Below are 25,264 nucleotides of genomic sequence, written 5' to 3'. Positions count from 1 at the left end.
AATACGCTTTTTTCAGTGTAATCTCAATGGGATATGTCCATTCTTTCAGACTGAAAGTTCCGCAGGATAACATAAAAAGCTAGCCTGGTCAAAGAGCAGAAGCGCTCTAATCAGGCTAGCTTATATTTCTGATGCGTCTTAGCAATCAGGTGTATGATGATATAGGAATAATAACGATGTCTCGTATTCCGAAGATTTATACTCATTAGGTATATGGAGCAATTTGCGACATGTTCCGGAGCTATTTTTTACCGGATCAGTCCTATGTTAATTATATCTCTGTCTGCGAAGCATCCTGTATCTCTTGTTGTTCCTGATTTGTGTTTGTTGTTGAGTCAGAGGATAACTCCTGGTTACTGGACTGATCGGAAGAAGCATCCGCTGCCTCTAAATTCACAAATGGAAACTCCCCCGAACCGGAAGCCAGGTCTTGCATACCTGAACCGCATCCTGCCAGCATCACCATCAGAAACGCACTTCCAATGCCCATCTTCCATTTGCTCATATAGTCGGTTTTACGCATACATTCAATTCTCCTTTCAGTAGCCATATAGCTCTTAGTATGTACTTATTGTACAGGCCCGACCTGAAAGGATCATGAAGTGAACTTTAAAATGGGATTAATTTTGAGAGTTTATTACTTGTAAAAAAAAGTCCTACAAAAATTTGATCACAATATTTTTCTTATAAAAAAAACGCCCTTTTATTTGCGAAATACCGCAGATAAAAGAGCATTTTTTATAATCTATCGTTAAGAGTCTATACCCTATTCCCACTCGATTGTTGCAGGTGGTTTGGAAGTTACGTCATAGACGATACGGTTTACGTTATCAACTTCGTTAACGATCCGTACGGAGATTTTCTCCAGCACATCCCAAGGGATACGTGCCCAGTCCGCAGTCATACCGTCGATGGATGTTACAGCACGGATACCTACAGTGTAGGAATACGTACGTGCATCACCCATAACGCCGACACTCTTCATGTTAGGCAGGGCTGTGAAGTACTGCCAGATTTCGCGGTCGAGACCGGCTTTGGCAATCTCTTCACGCAGGATGTAGTCTGAATCACGAACGATGGTAAGTTTCTCTTCGGTAACCTCACCAAGCACACGGATCGCAAGACCCGGACCAGGGAACGGCTGACGGTGTACAATTTCGTCCGGCAAGCCACACTCGGTACCGACTTTACGTACTTCATCCTTGAACAACGTGCTCAGTGGCTCGATCAGTTTGAAGTTCATGTCCTCAGGCAGACCGCCCACGTTGTGGTGGGATTTGATGGTCTGTGCAGTCGCTGTACCACTTTCTACGATGTCCGTATACAGTGTACCTTGTGCCAGGAATGCAAAATCATCGAACTGCTTGGACTCTTCATCAAATACGTAAATAAACTCGTTACCGATGATTTTACGTTTTTGTTCTGGATCATCCACGCCAGCCAGCTTGGACATAAAACGCTCCTGAGCATCAATTTTGACAACTTTCATGTCGAATTTGCCGACAAACGTCTCCATTACACTTTCTGCTTCGCCTTTGCGCAGCAGACCGTGGTCGATAAACATACATGTCAGTTGATCACCAATGGCTTTGTGAAGCAATGCAGCTACAACGGAGGAATCTACACCGCCGCTAAGCGCACACAGTACTTTACTGTCGCCCACTTTTTCACGAATGTCTCTGATGGTGTCATCGATGAATGTCTCCATCGTCCAGTTGCCTTCGCAACCACAGATTTCGAACAGGAAGTTACGAATCATGTCGTTACCGCGAACAGAGTGACGTACTTCCGGATGGAACTGAACAGCATACAATTTACGCTCATCGTCGCTCATGGCAGCGATTGGCGCACTTTCCGTGCCTGCATCCAGTTTGAAACCTGGAGGAAGTGTAACCACGTGGTCACCGTGACTCATCCATACCGTATGTTCGCCTTCAATGCCTTTTGCCAATGTAGATCCAGCGGCAAACTCAAGGTCTGCTTTACCGTACTCTCGCTTCTCGGAACGCTCTACTTTACCTTCGAGTTGCTGGGCCATAAGCTGCATTCCGTAGCAGATACCGAAGATTGGCAAGCCCAGGTCATAGACACCTGGGTCCACGTGTGGAGCATTCTCAGCGTATACGCTGGACGGACCACCTGAAAATACGATTCCTTTTGGTGCTATTTCTGCGATCTTTTCCGCCGGTGTATTATACGGCAAAAGCTCGCTGTATACGCCAAGATCCCGGATTCTTCTGGCGATTAACTGATTGTATTGACCCCCGAAGTCAAGGACAACTACAATTTCATTCTGTTTATTCATAACCGTGCCTCCCTCAATTCAATGAAACTAATTATACGCAACGACAAAACATACCGTCAAGGAAAGGCGAAACTCCTTTTTTCGACATATCAAAACAGGATTACCAAATGCCTCTAAATATGAAATTTCGAATAGAAAAGCTTGGTAGCAAGATGCTGGTTCAAGTGTATGATCGTGGAAAGACGCCTCGTTCGCAGCGCAGCGCGAAAGGCGTCTTATGTATGGCATTCAGCGATGAACCAAACGCTGCATTTAGATAACAGTGCGCCAGCAATGGCGATCTTCATCTGCCCACAAGTGGCCAAGCTCTATTGGAAAGCGATAGCGATTGTATGGCAGCTGCTTCGAATCTTTGGTGTAACGTTGTAACATCCTTGTGTTACAACGCCTGCAACCGCCGGGCCAAACGAAGTGCCCGGCGCAGGAAGTTCAGACTGTCCGCGCGCAGCGGACGGTCTGGACCGTACAGCAGCCGTTCCCAGTCGGCTGCAAACCGCGCGATGTCCGCGCCGTCCGCGCCTGCGGCCAAAGCCGGTGACGCTGCATATTCACGCAGCGTCATACCCGGCGGCCGCGGGCCGTACCGGCGCGCAAGCGCGGCCCAGACCGGAGCGGCGGCACGCAGCAGCCGCTCTCGGTCTGGAAAGCTGCTGCGTGGCCACGCCAGCAGCAGCCCTAACCGCAGCGCGGGGCGTAGCCGCCGCATGCGGACCAGAGCAGCGGCGCCCAACAGGGCCGCTGCCACAAGGGCTGCCGCGAGCCATGGCTCCGCGGCAATGGCCCGTGCGCGGGCGAGCAGCCATGCGCCCGCGTAACCCAATCCGCCGCTCATATACGGCGGATTCTCCGCAACAGGCTGCGGCCCGGCGAGTGCTGCGACACTTTCGCCCGCGCCTTGCGCCATGGCGAAGCCTGGCGTGGCCTCAAACGGCATCCAGCCTGCACCCGGAAAATATACCTCTACCCAGGAATGTGCATCTCCCTGTGAAATCACATACTGACTGGGCACATCCTGGTCAGCAACTCCGGGGCCAAAACCTTTAACCCAGCGTGCGGGGATGCCCTCTGCACGCAGCAACACAATCATGGCTGTGGAGAAATGATTGCAATACCCCTGCCGGGTGACGAATAGAAAATCATCCACAAAATCTGTTCCTCGCGGTGGCATACGGGTATCCAACGTATACTCGGCATGAGCAGCCAGATAAGTCTTGACGGCTTGCACAGCGTCATACCGGGTCTCACTACCATGAATGATTTCCTTGGCAAGCGTCTGCACTCGACCAGGGAGTGATGTAGGCAATTGCAGATAATCCCTCCGAATGGCTACCGGATCTTTCCCTTTATTCGTTTCCTCAAGCAGACGTAACTGTTCAGGTGTTGCGACAGGAACCATGACGTCTGCCGAATAATGTTTAACCATCTTATCGTCCCCTGAGCTCGCGAGCCACAATGTTGCCGAATCGCGATTAGACAGCAAAGAAAACATGTTTTCCTGATTATCCTTGTTCTTATCCTGGAATGATACATTAACCGGTATGCCCCCGGTAAAGAGTGGATTTGGTCCTTTCCACTCTCGCTGCATCGTGACGGTTTGGCGAATGCGACTCCAATAGGTTGGATTCTCCCAACCATCAGCACGCAGCATTCCGGATGGACTTGCCGTTTCGAAGCTTTGACCCGGGTCACTCCAAGTACTACCGTTATAATATGAACGGGTCTCCCCTCGCCAATACGTCACTTTCGGACTCTTCGCTATAAAAAAGAGGGAATTCCCCTGCACCAACGGTGCCCCCATAGGCGCGTCCGCTGTGCTATATCCCGTGACTGCCGTTGCAGCAGGGATACTACTGTGCTGTGTATAACCTGCCCAGCGAGCTATGCGTTCACCCATCTGTTCCAGAGATATGCGTTCCGGTTGAGGAATGGAAGCAAACTGGCCAGGTAACGCCGAGAGAAACACCATACCTGCGGAAACAGCGATAGTTACTGCACTCCAACGGCCGTAGGGGCTGCCGCGATAACTCGGAGTCGTGACTCCTCCATTGAGACGTAATAGCTGGAGCAGAGCCTGAATAAGAAAAGTCCATAGGACAGACCGTATTACAGAAGCATACACATCCAGCCCCGCAAAGGATTCAAGCAAAAGCAAATAAAGCAACGTTGCACTGCCAAACATCATAACGCTTCGACGTAACAATACGAGGGATTGCACAGAAGCCATGAGCATGCTCCAGCCGCACATCATGAACAAACCTCTCGTTTCTGTACTAATCGAGTGGAATCGCCAGTTATTTATAAACGTGTCCATATCCGCTGAAAATATTCCCGGATAAGCAGCCGCCCAACGGGCAGGATCACTTCCTCCGTACATCAGACATAAAGCAGCGAGTGCAATGAATAATCGGATCAGTACTCCGGTGATCCATCCTGTACGAATTAACCCCGCGAGCAACAATGCTCCCGTTAATCCCGCCATTACGGACAAGAACCGTTCACTGCCCTGCTGATCTGATGATGTAACAGGATATATCCACTCCAGAGACAGTATAAGTAAAATGGCCGAAATAACAATTTTGTACAGGACAGGTACGATAACATATCCCTCATCCTTTATGTCCGTCACAGAATTCTGGTTCACAGCTTGATGTACAGAATAGGCCGATTCTATTCTTGTACGAGCCGTTGACTCTAAGTCGGCCACAGTGGAATTGGGTTGCTGGTTACGATTACGCTCCCACATCCGTTACCTCCACCTTTCCCAATGAAGATAACGCAACGTCTGTAACCGCGTGGATCGGCACCCCGCTGTGACGAAGCCGCTCCAAACTTAAGCTGTCATATCCCAATCCATTCATCAATCTATCCGTTGATCCTAATTGGTCTTGGTTCGCTTCAGTCAATTGCACCTCTACACGATAACCCGACACGATTGCAGTTATGATCCATTCGGCCAGAACCTGATCCATCTTGCCTGTGAGAACCACAATTCGCGACCCGCTCGCCAGTCCATCCAGCATCTCCGTTCGAAGCGAAACAGAGCCTGATTGTGTTTTGGATATTCGTGCCCCCGCTAACTTGTCCAGTCCATGATTCTCATCAACTGCATGGAACGGCCCATGTTGCCATTGATCTTGTGCATCATAGCTCTTATCGCCGCCTTCCATCCACAGATGATAAGGAATGTCATCCCGCTCAGCGGTATAAATCCAGCCGGCAGCTGCACGAACCACTCGTTCAAAAGCAGGTACATCCATGTTCTCCCGTTGTTTTACGTCATAACCCGACTCGGCTTCATACACAAGGATGCCGAGCGAGGCAAGATCCGTGGTATCGGGCAGAAAGGTCTGAAGTTGTCCCGTTTTGGCTGTACTTTTCCAATGAACACGTCCCAGTGGGTCACCCTGCTGATATTCACGGAACTCAGGGCTACGGTTTCCCTGACTATTACTTCGCTCCGACAGAGTCCCTTCAATCATCGCTGCGAATTCTACCGAATCACCCTTCCCCCAAGCCGTTGCTTGAGGAACAACGATTAGGGGGGTACCTCCTGCGGTCTCTGCGGAGAGGGTATTCCAGCCAAACATATCACCCCAGTACAATCTGCCCGTATCCCATCTGTAGACTCCTCTGCGTAACCCGGAACATTCATATTGATAGGAAAATTGTCGCCGTGTTCCCGGGAAAATCAATTTGCGATGAACACCAGCAGGTGTGTTCTCACACAGAACGATCCATAACAGTGGAATACGGCAATTGAATTCCAGCTCCACCAGAACCCGTACCTGCTCGCCTGCCTCAATCCGGTTCGTGTGTATTTTCCGACGGATGTGAATACGCCGTGGTCTGAACCAATGGAGAAGCAGACCTCCTGTGAACATCAAGAAAGCTATAACGGATAGAAACAACGCCGCTTTGCCCCCATGCCACTGATACAAGGAAGCAAAAGCCACCACCAAGACAGCACTCACAATCCGTTGTCCCAGCGCAGTCATTGCCTCCGTCCCCTTCCCTGTGATGCCATCTGTACAGGTACCGGGACCGTTGACAATGCTTCTTCAATGACCTGTACTTGCCCCCAAACCTCCGCTCTGTTCTGGGCCTTCAATTGAATACGGTGGGAAAGGACAGGCACAGCTACCTCTTTCACATCATCCGGAATGACATAACTGCGCCCTTGAAGATAGGCAAATGACTGCGCCGCAGCCATCCAGGCCAGTGTTCCACGCGGACTGATGCCCAGTCTGACCGCCGGAAGGCTGCGAGAGGCTACAGCAACAGCCACCAGATACTGTTTAACGACCGGATCAACATGTACCTGTTTGACTTCACGCTGCATGGCTACGACCTCTTCAGCAAGCAGGACAGGGCGAAGTTCATCAATCGCTTCTCTACCTTGCATGCGGGTTAACAATTCCAATTCCTGTTCCGGATCGGGATACCCCAGTCCAATTCTCATGATAAATCGATCCAGCTGCGCTTCAGGCAGACGGTACGTACCTTCGAACTGTAACGGGTTCTGTGTCGCCAGCAGAAAGAACGGGCGTGGCAAGGCATAGGTTGTGCCATCAACCGTAATACGTCGTTCCTCCATTGCCTCCAGCAGGGCAGACTGAGTGCGTGGTGAAGCGCGATTTATTTCATCAGCCAGGACAACGTTGGACATGACGGGTCCGGGCCGAAACTTGAATTCAGCTGTATGTGGATGATAGATTGAAGTGCCCGTAACATCTGCCGGCATGACATCGGACGTGAATTGAATCCGGCCCATGGAGCAGTCCAGTGCAGAAGCAACGGCACGAACCAGCATCGTTTTCCCGGTACCCGGCACATCTTCCAGAAGTACATGCCCCCCACTGAGCATTGCAGTGAGGACATAACGAATCTCTGTTTTTTTGCCAATAATCACACTCTCAACACGCTTCATGACCCTGTTTAACAATTCAACAGCATGTTCATGTTCCATTCGGATATAAGACATTTCTCTGATCTCCTTCCGTTCATCAGCATTCCTGAACCATAGTAATCTATGATTCAGTGTTGCCCGGAAGTAGAGAGAATAGTCCTGCAAGAATGACTTTCTTCAGATCATTTTATACTTAAATATGTTATTCATTGCCGAAATGGATCTGGAAGTGCCCGCCTTTACCGTCCACTCTGCTTCATTACTGGTTAAGGAATTCACCCTCAACCCCATCTGCTCCAGTAGCTCACGTAACGGAACCCAGATGGTTCCACCCTGACTCTGTACTGCCCCCGTTTCAATTGCCCCTGTTGTTGTCAGTGTTCCGCTCACACTGTCTGCATAAATCGTTCTTTCCTTCCATACTGCTATGGCCGTCCTTGTTTCAGAGTCCCAGCGAGTGCTGCCCCCGAATTTTTTCATGAAAGTACGCAATGGCACCATGATTCGCGGCCCCTCCATGCGGAACTCGCCCGGTTGCAAGGTAGCTGCAGCCAAGCCCACCTCTACCTTCAGCTTCTTGCTTGCAAGCCATAACGTCGCGTTCGCTTCTACATGCTCTGCGATCCAGGCCTTTCCTGGCGCCTTGCGGGCCTTATACTTACCATCTGGATTTATACGGAATTGAACTGGTTGATCCGTACTCTTTATGGTGTCAAAACGATATCCATGATCACGATAATATTTGATAATACCCGGAAGTGCTTTTACCGTTTCAGCATGTGCACCACCGTCATGCATCAGGACAACGACCGAACGTGCTCCCGCAGGTACTTTGGTCGAATTGCTGAGGATCTCTTTGGCCGGAACACCTTTACGCTTGGAATCTCCACTATCGACGTTCCAGTCCATGACGGTGTATCCACCCAGTTGGAGCAAATCAAAATAACTCTGGTCAAAATGCCCGTAGGTACCGCCTGGTGCTCGCACCAGATTCGGACGGAAACTGGTTATACGCTCCAGCACTTCCTCTGTCTGCTTGATCTGTTTCCAGAACACTTTGAAATCACTGTACAACTGTTCGTATTGATGATTAAACGTATGATTGCCCAAAGCATGTCCATCCTCCACAAGCTCACGGATTAACTCCGGATAACGCTCTGCCTGCTCACCCAGCACAAAAAATGTAGCCAAAACCTTCTCCTTACGCAAAATATCCAATACTTCACGGGTATGGTTACCCGGTCCGTCGTCAAAACTCAGATAAACTACCTTGTCTTGAGTATTCTTATCTTCCAGGATTGGATCAGCTGAGCCGGAAGCAGAAGATGCATAAGCCGTGCCTGCATATACAGCAAATGCACATAACAATATCGCAATTCGCACGAGAATGACATACCATTGTCCAGATAAAAACATATGTATGGTTGTTGCAGAGTTTCCCCCTAATTCCTTGATTCTAAATTCCGGTCTCTGTACCATTTACGAATCGACCTCCACCGTCTCTAGTAATTTGCTGATAGACTTCAGCAGATTTGTTAGAATTATATGGAGGCTACATTGAAAAAAGACGTGATTTTGTTTAATATTTTTTCACAATTTGCTATGTAGCCTGATTGATTCTTCGCTTCAGATTAGGTAGCATAATGAACAGGCAGAACACATTAAAACACCTTGGAGAGTATTCATGCTCCCACCCCGTATTCAGGAGAGTGAAATCTATTGGAATTGCTTGAGAAGATCCAACATCTGTTTGGGTCCTACGGATACAGCGTTTTGTTTTTTGGCTTGTTGCTTGAATTCATCGCACTTCCCTTTCCTGGTGAAACAACGATGGCTTACGCAGGGTTTCTCTCCTACAAGGGGCATCTGGACTTCGGAATCCTCACCATACTGGCTTTTCTGGGAACAACGATTGGCATGACAATCACTTATTTTATTGGAGCCAAAGCAGGACTGCCCTTTATAACACGATACGGAAAATGGTTTCTACTGAAGCAGGACAAGCTCGATAAAACGCAAAAGTGGTTCGCCAAGTATGGTAATGCCTTAATCTTCATCGGTTATTTCATTCCGGGTGTAAGGCATTTCACCGGATATTTTGCGGGCATAGCCGCTGTTCCCTTTCGCAAATTCGCTCTCTACGCCTATTCAGGTGCACTGTTCTGGGTTGTACTGTTTCTGGGCATTGGCAAAATATTTGGCCCCCAGTGGAACGCCGTATTCCATCTGGCTCATCAATATGCTGCATATATCGTGGGAGGAATCGGCCTATTGCTCATCGCAGCCGTGCTCTATCGTTACCGCAAAGCATGGACAGCAAGATCCACCGTATCCAAGCCAACCCCAGTTCGACAAAGACAAAAGTAAAAATAATAAGAATAAGCAAGGAGTTGCGTAACCGCGCGGCTCTTTTTTTTGTTTGAAATAAAACACCTCCGCTACTGTGATTCACCTCAAACTTCCTTCTGTATACCACTCATATGCAACCATTCTCTTTTTATGTGATAATCCCGATTCATTCAGGTCATACTAACTTGCAATTATAGGATGTATAGGGGGCAATGGGATGAGTACATCGGTGCAAGACCGTAAAGATCATAAGGAAATTTCTCCAAATCTGAACGACAATACGGAATATTGCAAGCAAATGATGGGGAATAGTACCGACTTGATGATCCGTCCCCTGCAATGTTTACATAAGTGGCCTGCCGTCATGCTGTACATCGACGGACTGGTGGATGTTCAGATTCTGAATCACTCCATCATGGAATCTTTATTGCAAAGACATGATCTACCCGACTTTTCATCAGATGATGAACATCTGAGTTACCTTCAGAATGATATTCTGACCGCCAGTGATGTCATGCTAGTCGAGGATATGCATGAGATCCTAAATGCAATGCTTGCTGGATCAGCCGTCTTGCTGATTGAAGGTTCAGTTCGAGGATTGAAGATTGGCGCGGCAGGCTGGGAAGATCGCTCCGTTGGAGAGCCCATCTCCCAAACCGTTGTTCGTGGGCCGATGGAGGGCTTTAATGAGAATCTGCGTACAAATACCTCCTTAATTCGCAAACGAATCCGTGACCCTCATCTCTGGATTGAAGAGAGAGAGATTGGCCGGGTTACCAAGACCCGAGTTGCCGTGCTCTATCTGGAGAATATCGTGGATCAGGAGATCGTGATGGAGCTCCGGCAAAGGCTGGATAAGATAGATATAGACAGCATTCTGGAAAGTGGATATATCGAAGAACTGGTGCAAGATAAAACGATGACGGTTTTCCCGACCGTCTATAACAGTGAAAGACCAGATACCGTATCTGCTGCCCTGCTGGAGGGACGGGTTGCGATCATTGTGGACGGAACACCCTTTGTATTACTTGTGCCTGCCTTGTTTGTACACTTTTTTCAGTCTCCAGAAGACTACTATCAGCGAGCAGATATCAGTACATTGATCCGGATGATTCGCTATCTGTCCTTCTTCATCGCCCTGCTATCCCCATCATTCTATATTGCCATTTCAACGTTCCATCAGGAGATGTTGCCCACCAATCTGCTTATCAGTTTGGCAGCCCAGAGGGAAGGTGTCCCTTTTCCCGCTTTCATTGAAGCCCTGTTGATGGAATTGACCTATGAGATCTTACGAGAAGCAGGTATTCGGATACCCAAGACGGTCGGCCAAGCCGTATCCATTGTCGGTACGCTTGTTATTGGTCAAGCTGCAGTTGATGCAGGGGTTGTATCGGCAGCTATGGTTATTATCGTATCCATTACTGCGATATCCAGCTACGTCGTCCCGGAGAATGGTCTGTCCATCTCGGTACGGATCTTGCGCTTTGTACTGATGATGATGGCGGCAGCATTCGGTTTCTACGGCATTCTGATTGTATTACTCATTACGGTAACCCACCTCTGCAGCTTGCGTTCTTTCGGTGTGCCCTACATGTCTCCTTTTGCACCTTATATTCAAAAAGATATGAAAGACACCATCTTTCGTGTGCCATGGTCACGCATGAAGACCCGCCCGTTATCCACAGGATCGCCGAATGTCACAAGACAAACATCTAGGAAAACCAAGCGTTGACTTAGTCAGGAGACCCTATTATGAATAAAAGCTTACGTTTATTGATGTGCTTTGCAGTCATGCTTCCTTTGCTTACAGGATGCTGGGATCGCCAAGAAATGAATGAACTCGGCATCATGCTCGGTCTAGGTGTTGACAAGGATGGGGATCAGATTCGGGTTAGCGCACAAGTTGTGGTTCCAAATGAAATATCAGCCAAGTCATCTGGTTCCAAGGGAACGTCTGTAACTCAATACCAGGCCACCGCCAAATCCCTGCTGGAAGCCATACAACAACTCACCGAAACCAGCCCTAGAAAAATCTTCATGTCTCATATCCGAATTCTTGTGTTTGGAGAAAAGTTCGCCCGCGAAGAGGGTATCTATGATGTCATGGAAGCTCTACTGCGTGAACCAACCGTTCGTCCCGACTATTATGTGATGGTGGCGCGAAATACGAAAGCATCGGAAGTGCTTGATTTGCTGACACCTCTGGATAACATTCCGGCAGAGAAGCTGTTTAGTTCCCTTGACGTTTCCTCCAAAACCTGGGCTCCAACAACGACGGTAACGGGAGACCAACTTATCGATTACATGTTATCCCCAGGAATTCAGCCTGTTATTACAGGGGTTCAAATTCTTGGGGATCTCAACAAAAAAAGCAGCACCGAAAATATATCTACGATACGCACCTCTGCCAGACTGAACACAACGGGTTTAGGTGTCTTCAAAAAGGATAAGTTGATCGGCTGGTTATCGGAAGCAGAATCGAAGGGATACAATTACATCCGAGGCAATGTCAAATCTACCGTAGGACATATTGACTGTCCAAAGAGCAAAGGCGTCGTAACGGTAAAAATACTTCGAGCATCCACGGATCGTAAAGGTAAAGTTGTAGGAGGAGAACCTCAAGTCAAGATTAAGGTTAATACCGTAAACTCAATCGGTTCGGTAGATTGCGACATGCAGATTGGCTCCATGACAGCCATTCGCGAGTTGGAACAACTATCCCAAGAACGACTTAAGGAACTCATGCAAAGCACCGTCAATTCTGTCCGCCGTAAATATCATGTGGACATCTTCGGATTCGGCCAGGAGATCTATCAAGTCGACCCCAAATTTTTCAATAAAATTGAGAACGATTGGGACAAGTATTTCGACAATCTGGAGATCAAATACGAAACCAATATACAAATTAGACGTGTAGGTGCACTGGACAACTCATTCAAAAATCAAATAAAGGATTGAGATCATGCTACTCTCCATCACTGTTGTTGTGGTTGGATGCCTAATCGGTTGGATCGATCTACCCAAGCTCGTCCGAGGCAAACAATGGAAAGAAACAGCTGTATACAGCGGGATGTTACTTTCAGCCACCGTATTCAGCGTCATCGCGGTGAATCTATGGGAATTCCCGAGTCCGCTTTATATCATCATTTGGATCTATGAACCTGTGAATCAATTCCTGGCTTACCTTACCGGAACTTAGCTAAAAGGAGTGAGAGAGATGCTTGAAAAAGGGCGACTGGGTACCCGAGCACTGGCTACCCTGACATTTATGATGGTTGTTGGGGATATGATGATGATCTATCCTTCCGTCATCACGTCATATGCCAAGCAAAATGCCTGGATCTGCGCCCTGATTGGTGTCCCGATCGGCATGCTTCTGATGGCCATGTTCCTCAAGCTTGGTAAAGCTTATCCAGACAAGAACCTGATTGCCATATCCCGAAGCATCCTGGGATTCTGGCCTGGCACGCTGGTCGGTTGCTTTTACTTGTACTTTTTTGTCATTGGTGCTTCCACCCATACCCGGGAGGTCGGTGATTTTATGACGACCCAGCTTTTCCAATACACACCGATTCGTGTCATCATTCTGCTGTTTGTGATCGCTGTCTCCTGGGGAGTTTACAACGGGATTGAGAGTATGGGCCGAAGCAGCGAGTTATTAATGCCTGTTGGAGTTGTGTTCATTCTTGTACTCTGTTTCTGTTTAGTACCCAAAATTGACACGAGCAACATAAAACCGTTCATGGACACGGATGTGGTATCCATCGCTCAAGGGATTCTCGTTAGTGTCATCTATCCTGTCGGCGAAACCATCCCCATCTTGATGCTTTTGCCCTATACCTCCAGTCAAGGGCATCGCAATCGGGATTTAATTATGGCCGCTGGGCTGGGCAACCTGTTATTGGCCTCTCTGGTAACCATCGCCATACTTGTTCTGGGGGCCTTTCTGACGCAACATAACATCTATGCCTCCTTCATTCTGATGCAAAAAATTAGTATTGGAGATTTTTTTCAACGAATCGAGGCACTTATGGCGTCAGTCTGGCTGATCTCTACTTATTTCAAAGCTATGGTATATCTGTATGCATTTACGATCGGCATTGCAGAATTATTTAAGTTAAAACGCTATATTTTTTTGATTTTGCCTTCATCTATGCTTGTCTTTGCTTTTGCTAATCTGGTTGCACCAGGCGTTACCTTCATTATTATCACCGTCGTTCCTTACTGGGTCGATTGGGATACAACCGTTGGTATTCTATTACCGGGTATTCTCCTGCTGATTCATGTATTCAAAGCTCGTGTCAACCATATCAAGCTTCGTAGTTAATGGAACCGGATCAAGAGGAAGAGCTCGTGGATGTGGGGTATGACATAGCTTGACTAGTAATACGGACACGCCTTGTCATCTGGAATCTTATTTACAAAAGGAGTGCATGTTACATGCTGATCCAGGAAAAGCTCACCATTCGACAGTTCGCGGTTCTTACCTTTATTACTATAATTGGAGACATGATTCTGTTATATCCTACAATGGTCGCCTATTCAGCTAAACAGGATGCCTGGATCTGTTCCCTGTTATCGCTACCTATTGGATTATTTATTTTGTGGCTTATGTACAAGCTCCATCGGACCTACCCTCACATGTCCCTAATTGAGATCTGTCCCAAAGTTCTCGGCAAATGGCTGGGATCAGTCTTGTCCGCAGCCTACCTGTTTTACTTTCTCATGGGAGCCTCTATATGCATCCGAGAAGTAGGGGATTTCATGACAACCCAGATTTATCTAAACACGCCGATTCGCGCGATCATCATCCTTTTTGTTGTAACACTCACCTGGGGGATGTTGAAGGGACTGGGTACGATCGGCAGAAGCTCCGAATTGCTGGCACCGATTGTCGTTTTTAGCTTGCTCTTCCTGATCATATTTCTGCTTCCTCAGGCCGAGGTATCTCGATTGAAGCCATTTTTCAATACTCCCGTTTTATCGATGTTCAATGGAAGCTTTCGCGCTGCAGCCGCTTCATTCGGAGAACTGATCATTCTTTCCATGATTATGCCATATGTCACGCACAGCTCCCATTTGAGAAGAGACATGATGTTCTCCGCATTACTCGGAAGTGCCCTGCTGACTTCGCTCGTTCTGATCGCCCTGCTTGTTCTTGGACCGACGCTGACACAACACAATGTATACATATCGTATATTCTTGCCCAGAAGATTAATGTAGGTAACTTTTTCCAACGAATAGAGGCGCTCACAGCGATCGCCTGGCTGTTGTCGACCTATTTCAAAAGTTTGTTGTATGTCTTCGGGTTTGTCGTCGGAACCGCACAGCTATTTCGCCTGAAAGACTATAAACCGCTCACCTTGCCTTCCATGATGTTGTTTTTTGCAATGTCCATCCTGATCTCCCCGAATATTGTCTTCTATACCACTACAATCATGTACGCATGGTTTGACTGGGACGTGACCGTAAGCATAGCCCTCCCAATATTCCTGTTACTGGTTCACCAAGCGAGAGCTTTGTTCAAAAAGCGGCGCACCAAGAATACTCCTTTGAACAAATAAACAGGCTGCATTATGGAGAACCCTCCACAGATGCAGCCTGTCATTGTATAGATATATCTTATAACGTTTTTATCGTATCGAGTGCAGCCTCGATATGTCCCTTGACCCGAACCTTGGACCAGTCCTTGATCAAATTCCCCTCTTCATCAATCAGAAAAGTGGAGCGAACCATACCCATGTACTCCTTGCCATACATTTTCTTCAGCTGCCATACCCCGTATTGCTCGGCTACAACGTGCTCTTCATCCGATAACAAAGTGAACGGAAGTCCATATTTGGCGATAAACTTGTCATGTTGTTTCATCGGATCGGTGCTGATTCCGAGAATGACTGTGTTCAGCCCTTCAAATTCAGCATGTCGATCCCGAAAATCACAAGCCTGTTGCGTACAGGACGAAGTCATATCCTTGGGATAAAAATAAAGCAGTACCCGCTGTCCGCGGTAATCCGAAAGCTTTACTGATTCTCCCGTACTGGACGGAAGCTCAAAATCCGGTGCCAATTCGCCTACATTTAACGTCATGTCAGTTCCTCCCTAATCTCCCCCATGAAATGCTATAGGGCGTTATTATGAACCTGCTCCGCGATACCGCTTCACGCCAAAATTCCACAACAGCAAGCCCATCGAGCCAAACACCAATCCCATCACAGGTGTAAGCAACGCCATGCGATGCATCTCGGACCTCTCCAGGAACAACGCTGCGGGATAGATCCCCACAAAGGCAAACGGAATGATCCAGGTTAACAGCACCTGAATAGCACGGTTATAGATCGTTACCGGGTAGCGTCCATATCCTTGAATGTTATACATCAACGGCAGGATACCTGTTGGCGCGTCCGAATAAAAGGACAACGAAGTCAGGGTGGTATAGATGCCGGCATAGATCATGACTGAGCTGAGTGCCAATATAATTAAGGCAGGGATATGCCACCACTCCAGCATCAGACCCATCTCTGCTCCGCTGAAGATCATGATGATCAGGCCGATAAACGAGCCCACGAGTGCAGGCGGGTCCACATTTTCAAGCAAGATCTGGAACAGGTTATGTGCAGGACGTGTCAGGATCCGATCCATCTCACCTTTGACGATGTACCGCTCACTGAATCCCCACAGATTGATAAAACAACTGAAGATGCCATAGGGCACCATAAAATATCCATAAACAAAGAGCACTTCACTCTCACTCCAGCCGCCCAGGTTATCCGTATGGCGAAAGACCACAAAGATAAAGATCAGGTTAGTTGCCTGAAACAGCAGATCCGATAGGATCTCCACCCAGAAATCAGCACGGTACGTGAGTCGTGTTTTCATGTAATTTTTCAAATATTCCCAGATCAGACCCATATAGTACATATCTGTTATCCCCCTTGCACGAACAGACGCTTGCGCGCCTTACGCCAGATCAATACCATCGGAAGCAGCAGTACGGCAAACCAGAACACCTGAATACCGAGTACACTCCAGATGGCGGTACCTTCCACTCTTCCAGTGAAGACGGAACCGGGCAGATACGTAATGGCCTGAAAAGGCAATACTTTCATCACCGCAGACATCCAGCCTGGATACAGGCTGATCGGGATGATTAGACCGGAGAACAAATCAACCACGACGCGTTTCATACGCATCATGCCTTCATTGTTTTCCACAAAGAATGCCGCCAGTCCCGTTATCACATTAATCTGGGAATTAATGAGAAAACTGAAGAACAGCATGACGAGAAAGCCAATCCACGCCGATGGCGCCGTAGGCAATTCAACCGGGAACAGCAGAATGGCAATGAGCATCCCCGGAATCATGAGCAGCAGGAAGCGGAAAATACCTTCGCCAAGACCCTGCATCATTTTGACCATAACGTAATTGATCGGCCTGATGAATTGAATCGCAATGGAGCCATCCCGTATATCTGCGGCAATCTCCCGGTCCAGGTTGTTAAAGTAAAAGGCACGTGCCATCCAGGATACAGCGATGTAAGTGGTCATCTGCGCTGCCGTGAAGCCGCCGAGTTCACCACTGCTACCGTAAATAGCTTGCCAGGTAAAGTAATACACGCCAATATTCAGCGTATATATCAAAATGCCGGAGTAATAATTCACCCGGTATGCCAGCATCGTTAGAAAACGGATGCGCATAAAATCAATAAATGCACTATTCATCTCAGGATACACCCACCGCTTCTTTCCCTGCTCCCACAATCTCGGGACGCTCGGCGGAACCGGATTGGTAAATACTGCGCACAATCTCATCCGTGTTGATCTCAATAATCTGAATATCGGTAATATCGGCTTGTCCAACGACACGTCCGAGTACATCCGAAACATTCAGTTCCAGCGGAATCCATACGGATGCGGACAATTCATTCTCAACCGTCCAACGCACAGGCAACGCAGCAGTCCATTCCTGCATCTGACTGATGTTGTGAGCTGAACCAAACTTGAAGCGGATCTCACGCTCCTTACCCCACTGGGACTTGAGATGATCCAGACCTCCATCATAAATGATGTTGCCTGCATCAAGCATGATGACCCGGGAACACAGTGCCTCAATGTCCTGTAAATCGTGGGTTGTGAGCAGAATGGTCGTTCCATGCTCCTTGTTCATGTCTTTCAAGAAATCCCGAATTTCCGACTTCACCACAATATCCAAACCAATAGTTGGCTCGTCCAGAAAAACAATACTCGGGTTATGCAATAACGCTGCAACTAACTCACAGCGCATGCGCTGACCAAGACTGAGCTTCCGTACCGGACGACTTAGCAGGTCTTGTAGCTGCAACCGCTCAACCAGTTCATCCAGCCGTTTGCGGAAATCGACCTCTCCGACACGATATACTTTGCGCAATAAATGGAAGGATTCGATAACGCCAATATCCCACCACAATTGACTGCGCTGACCAAAAACAACACCAATATTCTGTACAAACTTCTCCCGTTCCTGATACGGAACATATCCACCAACCGATATTTGCCCTGAAGTAGGCACCAAAATGCCGGTCAACATCTTGATCGTTGTTGATTTACCGGCACCGTTCTCCCCAATATATCCGCATATTTCACCCTGCGGAATCTGAAACGAAATATCATTTACAGCCAATACCTCTTGGTATTGACGTGCAAACAGGTCCTGGAACGCGCCCTTCAGCCCACCTCGGCTTTTCTGGACGCTAAACGACTTGCGCAAATCTTTGACATCAATCGCCAGCATGATTATACCTCACTTGGATTTTGTTGAAATTGCTTGTAGCCCAAAAAGAAATTATAATGGTATCAGTCAAAATTCAGCAAGCTTTAAAATAGTCTGGAGCCGCGTCCTGCCCTTATGTTGGGAAAAGATGTGTACGGAAAGCTCCGACTAGATCTTACTTTAATACTCGAACTCGTTTTTTTATTTCATCTCAAATACAAAGGAGAGCTAGCATGACCAGAAAGACGAAGAGAACCATATGGATTTCTCTTGCCGCCTTCGTGTTAATTATTGGAGGAGCAGCGGCATATTACTTCGGTTCTATTCTCAATCAGTTGGACGGTTTGGCAAAAGACGGCGACGATTCACCATTTGCAGGCATCGAAAATGTGGAGAAAGTAAATACTCCTGACCCACCCAAATGGGAAGGCACAGAAACGGTAAATATTCTCGTTATGGGTGTCGATGCACGTGGATTGAAAAAAGGTGAAGTTCCTCGCTCCGACAGCATGATGGTTGTATCGCTCGACCCACTGACCAAAAAAATCAATCTGTTCTCCATTCTGCGCGACACTTACGTCAATATTGACGGATATGGCAAGGAGCGGATCAACACCGCTATCACCCATGGCCCTAATGCAGCGATGCAAGCTGCCGGCGACCTGCTCGGCATTCCTGTACAGTATTATGTGTATACGGATTTCCAGGGATTCATCAAATTGGTGGATGCCGTTGGCGGTGTTGATTTTGATGTGGAGAAAGACATGCACTATACAAGTAAAGCAGACAATAACGAATACGATATTGATCTCAAAAAAGGATATCAGCATCTGGATGGCGAGACAGCGCTCATGTACGTTCGTTTCCGTCATGATGCGATGTCGGATTTCGCTCGGTCCGAACGTCAGCGTGAATTGCTGAAAGCTGTAACAGCGAAAATGCAGTCAACAACTACCATTGCCAAACTGCCTGCCATTCTGGAACAGGTTAATCCTTACGTAGATACAAATCTCACGCTTTCCGATATGTGGAAGCTGGGTGGACTCGGATACCAGAGCAGCATGAACGGCAGTGAGCAGATTCCGCCAATGAACCTGCTGAAAGAAGAACGTACAGCAGGCGGTGCGCAAGTGTTGACGGTTACCAATGAAGAAAAATTGAAGCAGCATATTCAGGATATAATTCACCCGCCTGCTACAACGGATGATAGTACAACCAGCACCGAAGATAAAACAGCCAGTGGTGACGATCAGAAGTCAGAGCAACCGGCTCAGTAATCTACACATGCAGAGGGCAGCCATTACGCTGCCCTCTCGTTGTGCCCGGCTATACTATTATGAGAAAATCATCATATCTTTCTGTGGCTTGTTTCTTTATCATATTTTGAATTACGAAAGGAAGTTATCTTATGAATACATCACGTTCCCGTTCCGAACTTCTATACGCAGAAGCACTTGAACATATTGTTGGGGGTGTTAACAGCCCTTCACGCTCGTTCAAAGCCGTTGGTGGTGGTGCACCTGTATTTATGAAAAAAGCCCAAGGTGCCCACTTCTGGGATGTCGATGACAACCGTTATATTGATTATCTGGCCGCTTACGGTCCGATTGTTACAGGGCATGCCCACCCGCATATTACACAGGCCATTACGGAAGCAGCAGCAAATGGTGTGCTGTACGGTACCCCGACAGAGCTTGAGATCAAGCTCGCCAAAATGCTCAAGGAAGCCATTCCTTCCATGGATAAAGTGCGTTTTGTAAACTCCGGTACGGAAGCAGTCATGACTACGATTCGGGTCGCTCGTGCCTACACCAAACGCAACAAGATCGTAAAATTCGCCGGATGTTACCATGGTCATTCCGATCTGGTGCTTGTAGCTGCCGGTTCAGGCCCGTCCACGCTCGGAATTCCTGACAGTGCGGGAGTTCCAGCCAGTATTGCACAAGAAGTCATTACTGTGCCGTACAATGATCTGGAAGCCCTGAAGGATGCTTTGGAACGCTGGGGTGATGATGTCGCCGCAGTCATGGTTGAACCGATCGTTGGTAACTTCGGTATGGTTATGCCGGAACCTGGCTTCCTGGAAGGTCTCTGTGCCATGACACGGGCCAACGGCTCCCTGGTTATCTATGACGAAGTCATTACGGCTTTCCGTTTCCATTACGGTTCTACTCAGACGTATGCCGGACTCGATAATCATGCGGAGATTGAACCGGATCTGACGGCTCTTGGTAAAATTATTGGTGGCGGCCTGCCAATCGGTGCTTACGGCGGACGCAAACACGTTATGGAGCAGGTTGCTCCGCTTGGGCCGGCTTATCAGGCGGGAACGATGGCTGGTAACCCTGCATCCATCTCGGCTGGTATCGCATGTCTGGAGGTCCTGCAAGGCGCGGGTGTATACGAAGAGATGGAACGCCTTGCTATAGACCTGACGGCAGGTCTGCAAGCTTCTGCTGACCGTCATGGGATTGCTCTGACGATCAACAGGATTCGCGGTGCATTCTCCACCCATTTCTGTGATCATCCGGTTACGAATTATGATCATGCCCAAGACACGGATGGAGAGCTGTTTGCTTCCTTCTTCTGTCACATGTTGGACCGTGGCATTAACCTGGCTCCATCCAAATATGAGGCGTGGTTCCTGACCACGGCTCATACAGACGAGGATGTTCAGGCTACATTGGAAGCCGCAGAAGCTTCCTTCAAGGCGATGGCTCAGGAATAAATTAGATATTTCCATTCACAATGTAGCGTACAAGATGCATCGTTGATAGATAGCAACTCAAGGAAAAGGCGTCCAACAAGTGATCAACTTGTGTGGACGCCTTTTGTTATTTACGGACAGTGGTGAGTGGCCAATACGACTAGATAGATGCTGAGTGTAACAACTATATGCGTTTTATTGTAATGGCCTTGCTGTTATAGCTTTGTCTTTATCTCTGCCTGATCTGAAGTTTCAAAATTTCCTCCCGGATCTTCTGTATCCCTTCTTCGATTCGCTGCTTCGGCACATTGGAGATGTTTAAGCGCAGCATCTGATCCTGATGCACCTGATATGTTCCCTCCGGATAATACCGTTCTGTCGTATCAACGATGACTCCGCGCTTTTGGAGCCGTGAAAGCAGAACACGAAGCGGCATATCACCCGCCAAAGGTAATACGGTATGCTCCCCTCCTGTTCGAGGAGCCTCCATAAATGGAGCAAAGTCTGGATATGTGTCCAGTTGCTCATGCACCGTGTTCATCCGGGCAGCATAGCGGTTACGAATCACTTTCCTGTGATGAGCAAACATTCCGCTGTGGACATAGATCTCCAAAGCAGCTTGAGACAGAACGGAAGTGTCGATATCGAGCATTTTTTTGTAAGCCCCAAAAGATTGAATTAGGGGTGAGGGCAGAACAGCTACACCAATGCGCAGACCTGGAAACAAAATTTTGGAATAACTCTTCAGATAGATGACCCGGCCTTCGGTATCATAGGACCAAAGCGGGTCCTGTTTCGTATTGTCCTCCAGATCGGCCAGATAATCGTCCTCCACCAGATAGACATCGTACCGCTGTGCAAGCCGGATCAGTCTCTTCTTGTCAGCAACAGTCAACGATGTGCCAATCGGATTGTGAAAGCGTGGCATGACATAGAAAAACTTGACATCTTCCTCAGCGAACTGACGTTCAAGCGATGCCCAATCCAGCCCATCCAAGGCACGTCTCACACCGGCAATCGGCACATTTAATCCACTCAGTAGCGAGGGCATATTGTGATAGGTCGGTAGTTCAAGCAGTACTTTTCTCTTTCCATTGGGAAAAGGCATCAATGCAAGTACAGCCAGTGCCTGTTGCACACCTGACGTGATAAAGAACTGCTCTGTTCTCGCGAACACCTGATAATCCGAAAACTGCTTCTGCAACAGCATGATAAGCGAAGGTAATCCCTGATCCGTGCCATACATAAATAACTCTGCTTGCTTCTTCTCCATAGCCTGATCCACACAATGACGAAAGTCTGCATAAGGGAAGACCCGTGGATCAGGAGCAGCCGAAGCGAAGTCCAACGCTCCCTGCCAGTCCATGTCCTGAGCACCTGTCCCGTTCTGTACGGCATAATAACCGGATTGAGGTATGGCATACACCAAATGCCGCTGTTCCAGCCACTCATATGCACGAATAGCCGTGCTTACACTGCATTGATATTGTTCTGCTACAACTCGAACTGCTGGCAGTCGAATGCCCTTATCTGCCCACTGGCGACGATCCTGCTGCTGCATCTGTTCCTGAATCCATTGCTTTAACGCTTCGGCAATCACTTCGTATTTTCTCAATGCACACATCCCTCTCCAACAACTGTACCGATACAGTTCAACCTTTTATCTATTGTAGCACGATGCACCTGGCAGTATATTGAATAAGGCCAGCACGTGCCTCGAACCTGACATAATTCAGGATAATGAAAGATAAAGCGCTATGACTACTGTATTGGAGGAGCATTGATGAACACAACACACACTCGGGGATACGCCTATATCGCAGCTATATTGTACGCAGCTATTATCGGTCTATCTTTTTTATTTGTTAAAATGACAGTCTCTGTTGCACATCCCATTGATGTGCTTGCCCACCGATTCGCCCTGTCGCTGATCGTTGTCAGCATTCCTGTCATTTTTGGCTGGATCAAAATCCGACTGAGCCTTCGTGATCTGTGGCGCATCATTCCACTGGGGCTTTTATCTCCCGTCTTATTTTTTGCCTTTCAAGCCTTTGGACTTGTCTCTTCCAACTCATCGGAAGCGGGTATTATTCAGGCCATGGCCCCTGTATTCACACTCGTTCTCGCTTCAGTTTTCCTGAAAGAACGCACATCAACGATGCAGAAGCTATTCCTGCTTCTATCTGTTGCTGGAGTGGTCTTTATTTTCATGATGCAAGGAAGCGGCGTATCTATGAGTAACCTGAAGGGTATTGCATTATTGCTACTCTCCACGGTCTGTTTTGCAGGGTATGGTGTGCTTGCAAGACCATTAACCCAGAAGTATAAACCAATGGAATTAACCTGGGTCACACTGATGGTTGGCTGTATTGTATTTAACGCCGCTTCTCTGATCCGACATGCGTCCAACGGCTCCATGATGGACTACATCAAACCACTTGGAGATACATCCTATCTGGGTGCCCTCGCTTATCTAGCAATTCTCTCCACCATGATTTCCACCCTGCTCGCGAGCTATGCCCTGACCCATCTGGAGGCTTCGCAAATGAGTGTATTCAGCAATCTGTCCACGCTCATCTCCATCGTAGGAGGTGCATGGGTATTGCAAGAACCAGTGGGTTACTACCACTATATTGGTGCATTGTTGATTATCGCCGGTGTGCTAGGCACCAATATGAGCGGTCGCAAACATAGGTTGATCAGTGGAATAAAAGCATGATATAATTCTGGGAATTGTAAACATTTGTTATCCACGATGATGAAGAGAAGTACGTATGTCAGGATGCTACAGAGAGCCGGCGGCTAGTGGAAGTCGGTGCATCGGATATGTGGAAATGGGCTTCGGAGTTCCGAGTTGAACAGAGTCTGTATCCGTTATTAGGAATACACACTTTCAGTAGGCGAGGCGGCATGTCCAGCCGTTATCCATGGACAGGATATCGATAGGCATGGGCGCTCATAAACGGGCTCCTGGTAGATGCCTCATCCGTATCCCTCAAGTGGGCCGCAACAGAGCGGCCAATGAAGGTGGCACCGCGAGGCACAAGCTTCGTCCTTTATTCTGTTCCCAACCGGGGAATGGGATAAAAGACGAAGCTTTTTTTGATTTTTTTTGCAGGCTGAAAGGAGGTGATGGTCGTGGAAGACGGCTGGTGGCGACAGCTCAACGTTGAAAAATCACAAAACCAAAGGAGAATAAACCATGAACAAAAACAAGGATATTATTTTGACAGGAGATCGGACTACCGGACAACTTCATCTCGGCCATTACGTAGGCAGCCTGCGCAGTCGGGTGCAATTGCAGGAAGAGTACAAAACCTATATTTTACTGGCAGATGTTCAGGCACTCACCACCCACTATGATCAACCTGTTCTGATTGCAGATAGTGTTCATCAAGTTACTCTTGATTACCTCGCCGTAGGCATTGATCCGAACAAAGCTACCCTGTTCATTCAATCCATGATTCCGGAAATTGCGGAATTGACTGTGATCTTCTCCATGTTTGTTACCGTCAATACACTCCGGCATAATCCGACCATCAAGAGCGAAGCACGTGATCGCGGGTATACCGACCTGTACTACGGATTTCTAGGATATCCGGTCAGTCAGGCTGCTGATATTGCATTCTGTAAAGCTACCCTTGTTCCGGCAGGAGAAGATCAGATTCCTCACATTGAGACAGCACGAAAATTGGTTCGCCGGTTCAACGAGTTATACGCCCCCATCCTCCCCGAACCCCGCATTTTGATCGGAGAGCGGCTTGGAGGGCTGGATGGCGTTGGTAAGATGAGCAAAAGCATGGGGAATGCGATCTCATTAAATGCAAGTCCTGAGGATGTAAAAGCAAAATTGATCAAGGCCAAGACTGATCCAGCCCGCATCCATCGTTCTGATCCAGGGCACCCGGATATCTGCCCTGTTTTTGCCTATCATCAGCTTTTCCGCAAGGAGAACGCAGACGAAATACATGCCAGTTGTAGTCAGGGCCGAATTGGATGCAAAGATTGTAAACAGATCGCAGGTGAAGCCATCAATGATCTGCTTGCTCCTTTTCGCGAACGACGGAGTTATTATGAACAACGTGATGATCAGGTGAAAGAGATTCTTATCGAGGGTACCCGTGAGGCCAGGAAAGCGGCCCGGGAAACGATGTTAGAGGTAAGAGAAGCCATGGGTATTCGTTATTTCGACTGACGGTATGAAGCGCTCCAATCACGTTAACACTGCTGAGGACAGTCTATTGGGAAAAG

Annotated in this window: 22 protein-coding genes and 1 other annotated feature; of the genes, 11 read left to right on the top strand and 11 right to left on the bottom strand. The window is 47.9% G+C overall.

Annotated features, from left to right (window positions below; genetic code table 11):
• Positions 1-271: 271 nt before the first annotated feature.
• Positions 272-523, bottom strand: a complete 252-nt coding sequence (locus NST38_RS03765) for a hypothetical protein (protein ID WP_076254847.1) — start codon at positions 521-523, stop codon at positions 272-274.
• Between the two features lie 243 nt (positions 524-766).
• Positions 767-2,305, bottom strand: coding sequence for a glutamine-hydrolyzing GMP synthase (guaA, locus tag NST38_RS03760; protein ID WP_076254849.1), 1,539 nt, complete (start codon positions 2,303-2,305; stop codon positions 767-769).
• A gap of 174 nt (positions 2,306-2,479) precedes the next feature.
• Here guaA and NST38_RS03755 point away from each other — a divergent pair, with 174 nt between their 5' ends.
• Positions 2,480-2,674 (top strand): hypothetical protein, encoded by a 195-nt coding sequence (locus NST38_RS03755; protein WP_341343780.1) that lies wholly within the window; start codon positions 2,480-2,482, stop codon positions 2,672-2,674.
• A 10-nt stretch (positions 2,675-2,684) separates the two neighbouring features.
• Here the strand turns inward: NST38_RS03755 and NST38_RS03750 are convergent, their stop codons facing one another.
• From NST38_RS03750 to NST38_RS03735, 4 genes are all read right to left on the bottom strand, one after another.
• A complete protein-coding gene (locus tag NST38_RS03750) occupies positions 2,685-5,048 on the bottom strand; it encodes a transglutaminase-like domain-containing protein (RefSeq protein WP_076254853.1) in 2,364 nt (787 codons plus the stop codon).
• Positions 5,035-6,300: a DUF58 domain-containing protein gene (locus tag NST38_RS03745; protein ID WP_076254854.1), complete on the bottom strand. Its 1,266-nt coding sequence runs from the start codon at positions 6,298-6,300 to the stop codon at positions 5,035-5,037. The genes NST38_RS03750 and NST38_RS03745 overlap by 14 nt, the downstream gene beginning before the upstream one ends.
• The gene (locus tag NST38_RS03740) at positions 6,297-7,286 is read right to left on the bottom strand and encodes an AAA family ATPase (RefSeq protein WP_076254857.1); all 990 of its coding nucleotides are present in this window, start codon (positions 7,284-7,286) and stop codon (positions 6,297-6,299) included. The genes NST38_RS03745 and NST38_RS03740 overlap by 4 nt, the downstream gene beginning before the upstream one ends.
• Positions 7,287-7,388: 102 nt before the next feature.
• A complete protein-coding gene (locus NST38_RS03735) occupies positions 7,389-8,627 on the bottom strand; it encodes a polysaccharide deacetylase (protein WP_341343779.1) in 1,239 nt (412 codons plus the stop codon).
• Between the two features lie 303 nt (positions 8,628-8,930).
• On the opposite strand from NST38_RS03735, the gene NST38_RS03730 reads away from it, so the two are divergent.
• The 6 genes from NST38_RS03730 to NST38_RS03705 all read left to right on the top strand — a co-directional run bounded on the left by NST38_RS03730 (position 8,931) and on the right by NST38_RS03705 (position 15,125).
• The gene (locus tag NST38_RS03730; RefSeq protein ID WP_076254861.1) at positions 8,931-9,578 is read left to right on the top strand and encodes a DedA family protein; all 648 of its coding nucleotides are present in this window, start codon (positions 8,931-8,933) and stop codon (positions 9,576-9,578) included.
• Positions 9,579-9,777: 199 nt separating this feature from the next.
• Positions 9,778-11,292, top strand: a complete 1,515-nt coding sequence (locus tag NST38_RS03725) for a spore germination protein (RefSeq protein WP_076254863.1) — start codon at positions 9,778-9,780, stop codon at positions 11,290-11,292.
• Positions 11,293-11,312: 20 nt separating this feature from the next.
• Positions 11,313-12,518, top strand: coding sequence for a Ger(x)C family spore germination protein (locus NST38_RS03720; RefSeq protein WP_076254865.1), 1,206 nt, complete (start codon positions 11,313-11,315; stop codon positions 12,516-12,518).
• Positions 12,519-12,522: 4 nt separating this feature from the next.
• Positions 12,523-12,759, top strand: a complete 237-nt coding sequence (locus tag NST38_RS03715) for a hypothetical protein (RefSeq protein WP_076254867.1) — start codon at positions 12,523-12,525, stop codon at positions 12,757-12,759.
• An 18-nt stretch (positions 12,760-12,777) separates the two neighbouring features.
• Complete coding sequence (locus NST38_RS03710; RefSeq protein ID WP_076254868.1) at positions 12,778-13,887, top strand: GerAB/ArcD/ProY family transporter; 1,110 nt, start codon at positions 12,778-12,780, stop codon at positions 13,885-13,887.
• A gap of 113 nt (positions 13,888-14,000) precedes the next feature.
• Complete coding sequence (locus tag NST38_RS03705) at positions 14,001-15,125, top strand: GerAB/ArcD/ProY family transporter (RefSeq protein ID WP_083677601.1); 1,125 nt, start codon at positions 14,001-14,003, stop codon at positions 15,123-15,125.
• A 58-nt stretch (positions 15,126-15,183) separates the two neighbouring features.
• On the opposite strand, the gene bcp is transcribed toward NST38_RS03705, so the two are convergent.
• Genes bcp through NST38_RS03685 form a run of 4 tightly spaced genes read right to left on the bottom strand, consistent with a single transcriptional unit; the run spans position 15,184 to position 18,327 of the window.
• Positions 15,184-15,648, bottom strand: coding sequence for a thioredoxin-dependent thiol peroxidase (gene bcp / locus NST38_RS03700; RefSeq protein WP_076254870.1), 465 nt, complete (start codon positions 15,646-15,648; stop codon positions 15,184-15,186).
• A 45-nt stretch (positions 15,649-15,693) separates the two neighbouring features.
• Positions 15,694-16,479, bottom strand: a complete 786-nt coding sequence (locus NST38_RS03695) for an ABC transporter permease (RefSeq protein ID WP_036614076.1) — start codon at positions 16,477-16,479, stop codon at positions 15,694-15,696.
• Between the two features lie 5 nt (positions 16,480-16,484).
• On the bottom strand, positions 16,485-17,279 hold the full coding sequence (locus tag NST38_RS03690) for an ABC transporter permease (RefSeq protein ID WP_036614077.1): 795 nt from the start codon (positions 17,277-17,279) through the stop codon (positions 16,485-16,487).
• Between the two features lies 1 nt (position 17,280).
• Positions 17,281-18,327 carry an ABC transporter ATP-binding protein gene (locus tag NST38_RS03685; protein WP_036614079.1) on the bottom strand — a complete coding sequence of 349 codons (1,047 nt, stop codon included), beginning with the start codon at positions 18,325-18,327 and terminating at the stop codon, positions 17,281-17,283.
• Between the two features lie 212 nt (positions 18,328-18,539).
• Here NST38_RS03685 and NST38_RS03680 point away from each other — a divergent pair, with 212 nt between their 5' ends.
• Together NST38_RS03680 and NST38_RS03675 are read left to right on the top strand one after the other, a co-directional pair.
• A complete protein-coding gene (locus NST38_RS03680) occupies positions 18,540-19,583 on the top strand; it encodes an LCP family protein (protein WP_047841428.1) in 1,044 nt (347 codons plus the stop codon).
• Between the two features lie 131 nt (positions 19,584-19,714).
• On the top strand, positions 19,715-21,034 hold the full coding sequence (locus NST38_RS03675; protein ID WP_076254872.1) for a glutamate-1-semialdehyde 2,1-aminomutase: 1,320 nt from the start codon (positions 19,715-19,717) through the stop codon (positions 21,032-21,034).
• 208 nt (positions 21,035-21,242) lie between these two features.
• On the opposite strand, the gene NST38_RS03670 is transcribed toward NST38_RS03675, so the two are convergent.
• Positions 21,243-22,637: an aminotransferase-like domain-containing protein gene (locus NST38_RS03670; RefSeq protein ID WP_076254874.1), complete on the bottom strand. Its 1,395-nt coding sequence runs from the start codon at positions 22,635-22,637 to the stop codon at positions 21,243-21,245.
• A gap of 159 nt (positions 22,638-22,796) precedes the next feature.
• Between NST38_RS03670 and NST38_RS03665 the strand changes: the two genes are divergently transcribed.
• Complete coding sequence (locus tag NST38_RS03665; RefSeq protein WP_076254876.1) at positions 22,797-23,732, top strand: DMT family transporter; 936 nt, start codon at positions 22,797-22,799, stop codon at positions 23,730-23,732.
• Positions 23,733-23,759: 27 nt separating this feature from the next.
• Positions 23,760-24,073, top strand: a binding site (T-box leader).
• 142 nt (positions 24,074-24,215) lie between these two features.
• Positions 24,216-25,208 carry a tryptophan--tRNA ligase gene (gene trpS / locus NST38_RS03660; protein WP_076254880.1) on the top strand — a complete coding sequence of 331 codons (993 nt, stop codon included), beginning with the start codon at positions 24,216-24,218 and terminating at the stop codon, positions 25,206-25,208.
• Positions 25,209-25,264: the final 56 nt, after the last annotated feature.

It is taken from the genome of Paenibacillus sp. FSL H8-0104, from assembly GCF_038050215.1.
Taxonomy (GTDB): domain Bacteria; phylum Bacillota; class Bacilli; order Paenibacillales; family Paenibacillaceae; genus Paenibacillus; species Paenibacillus amylolyticus.
The sequence above is the reverse complement of the archived record's forward strand: the minus strand, read 5'-3'. Positions and strand labels throughout refer to the sequence as shown.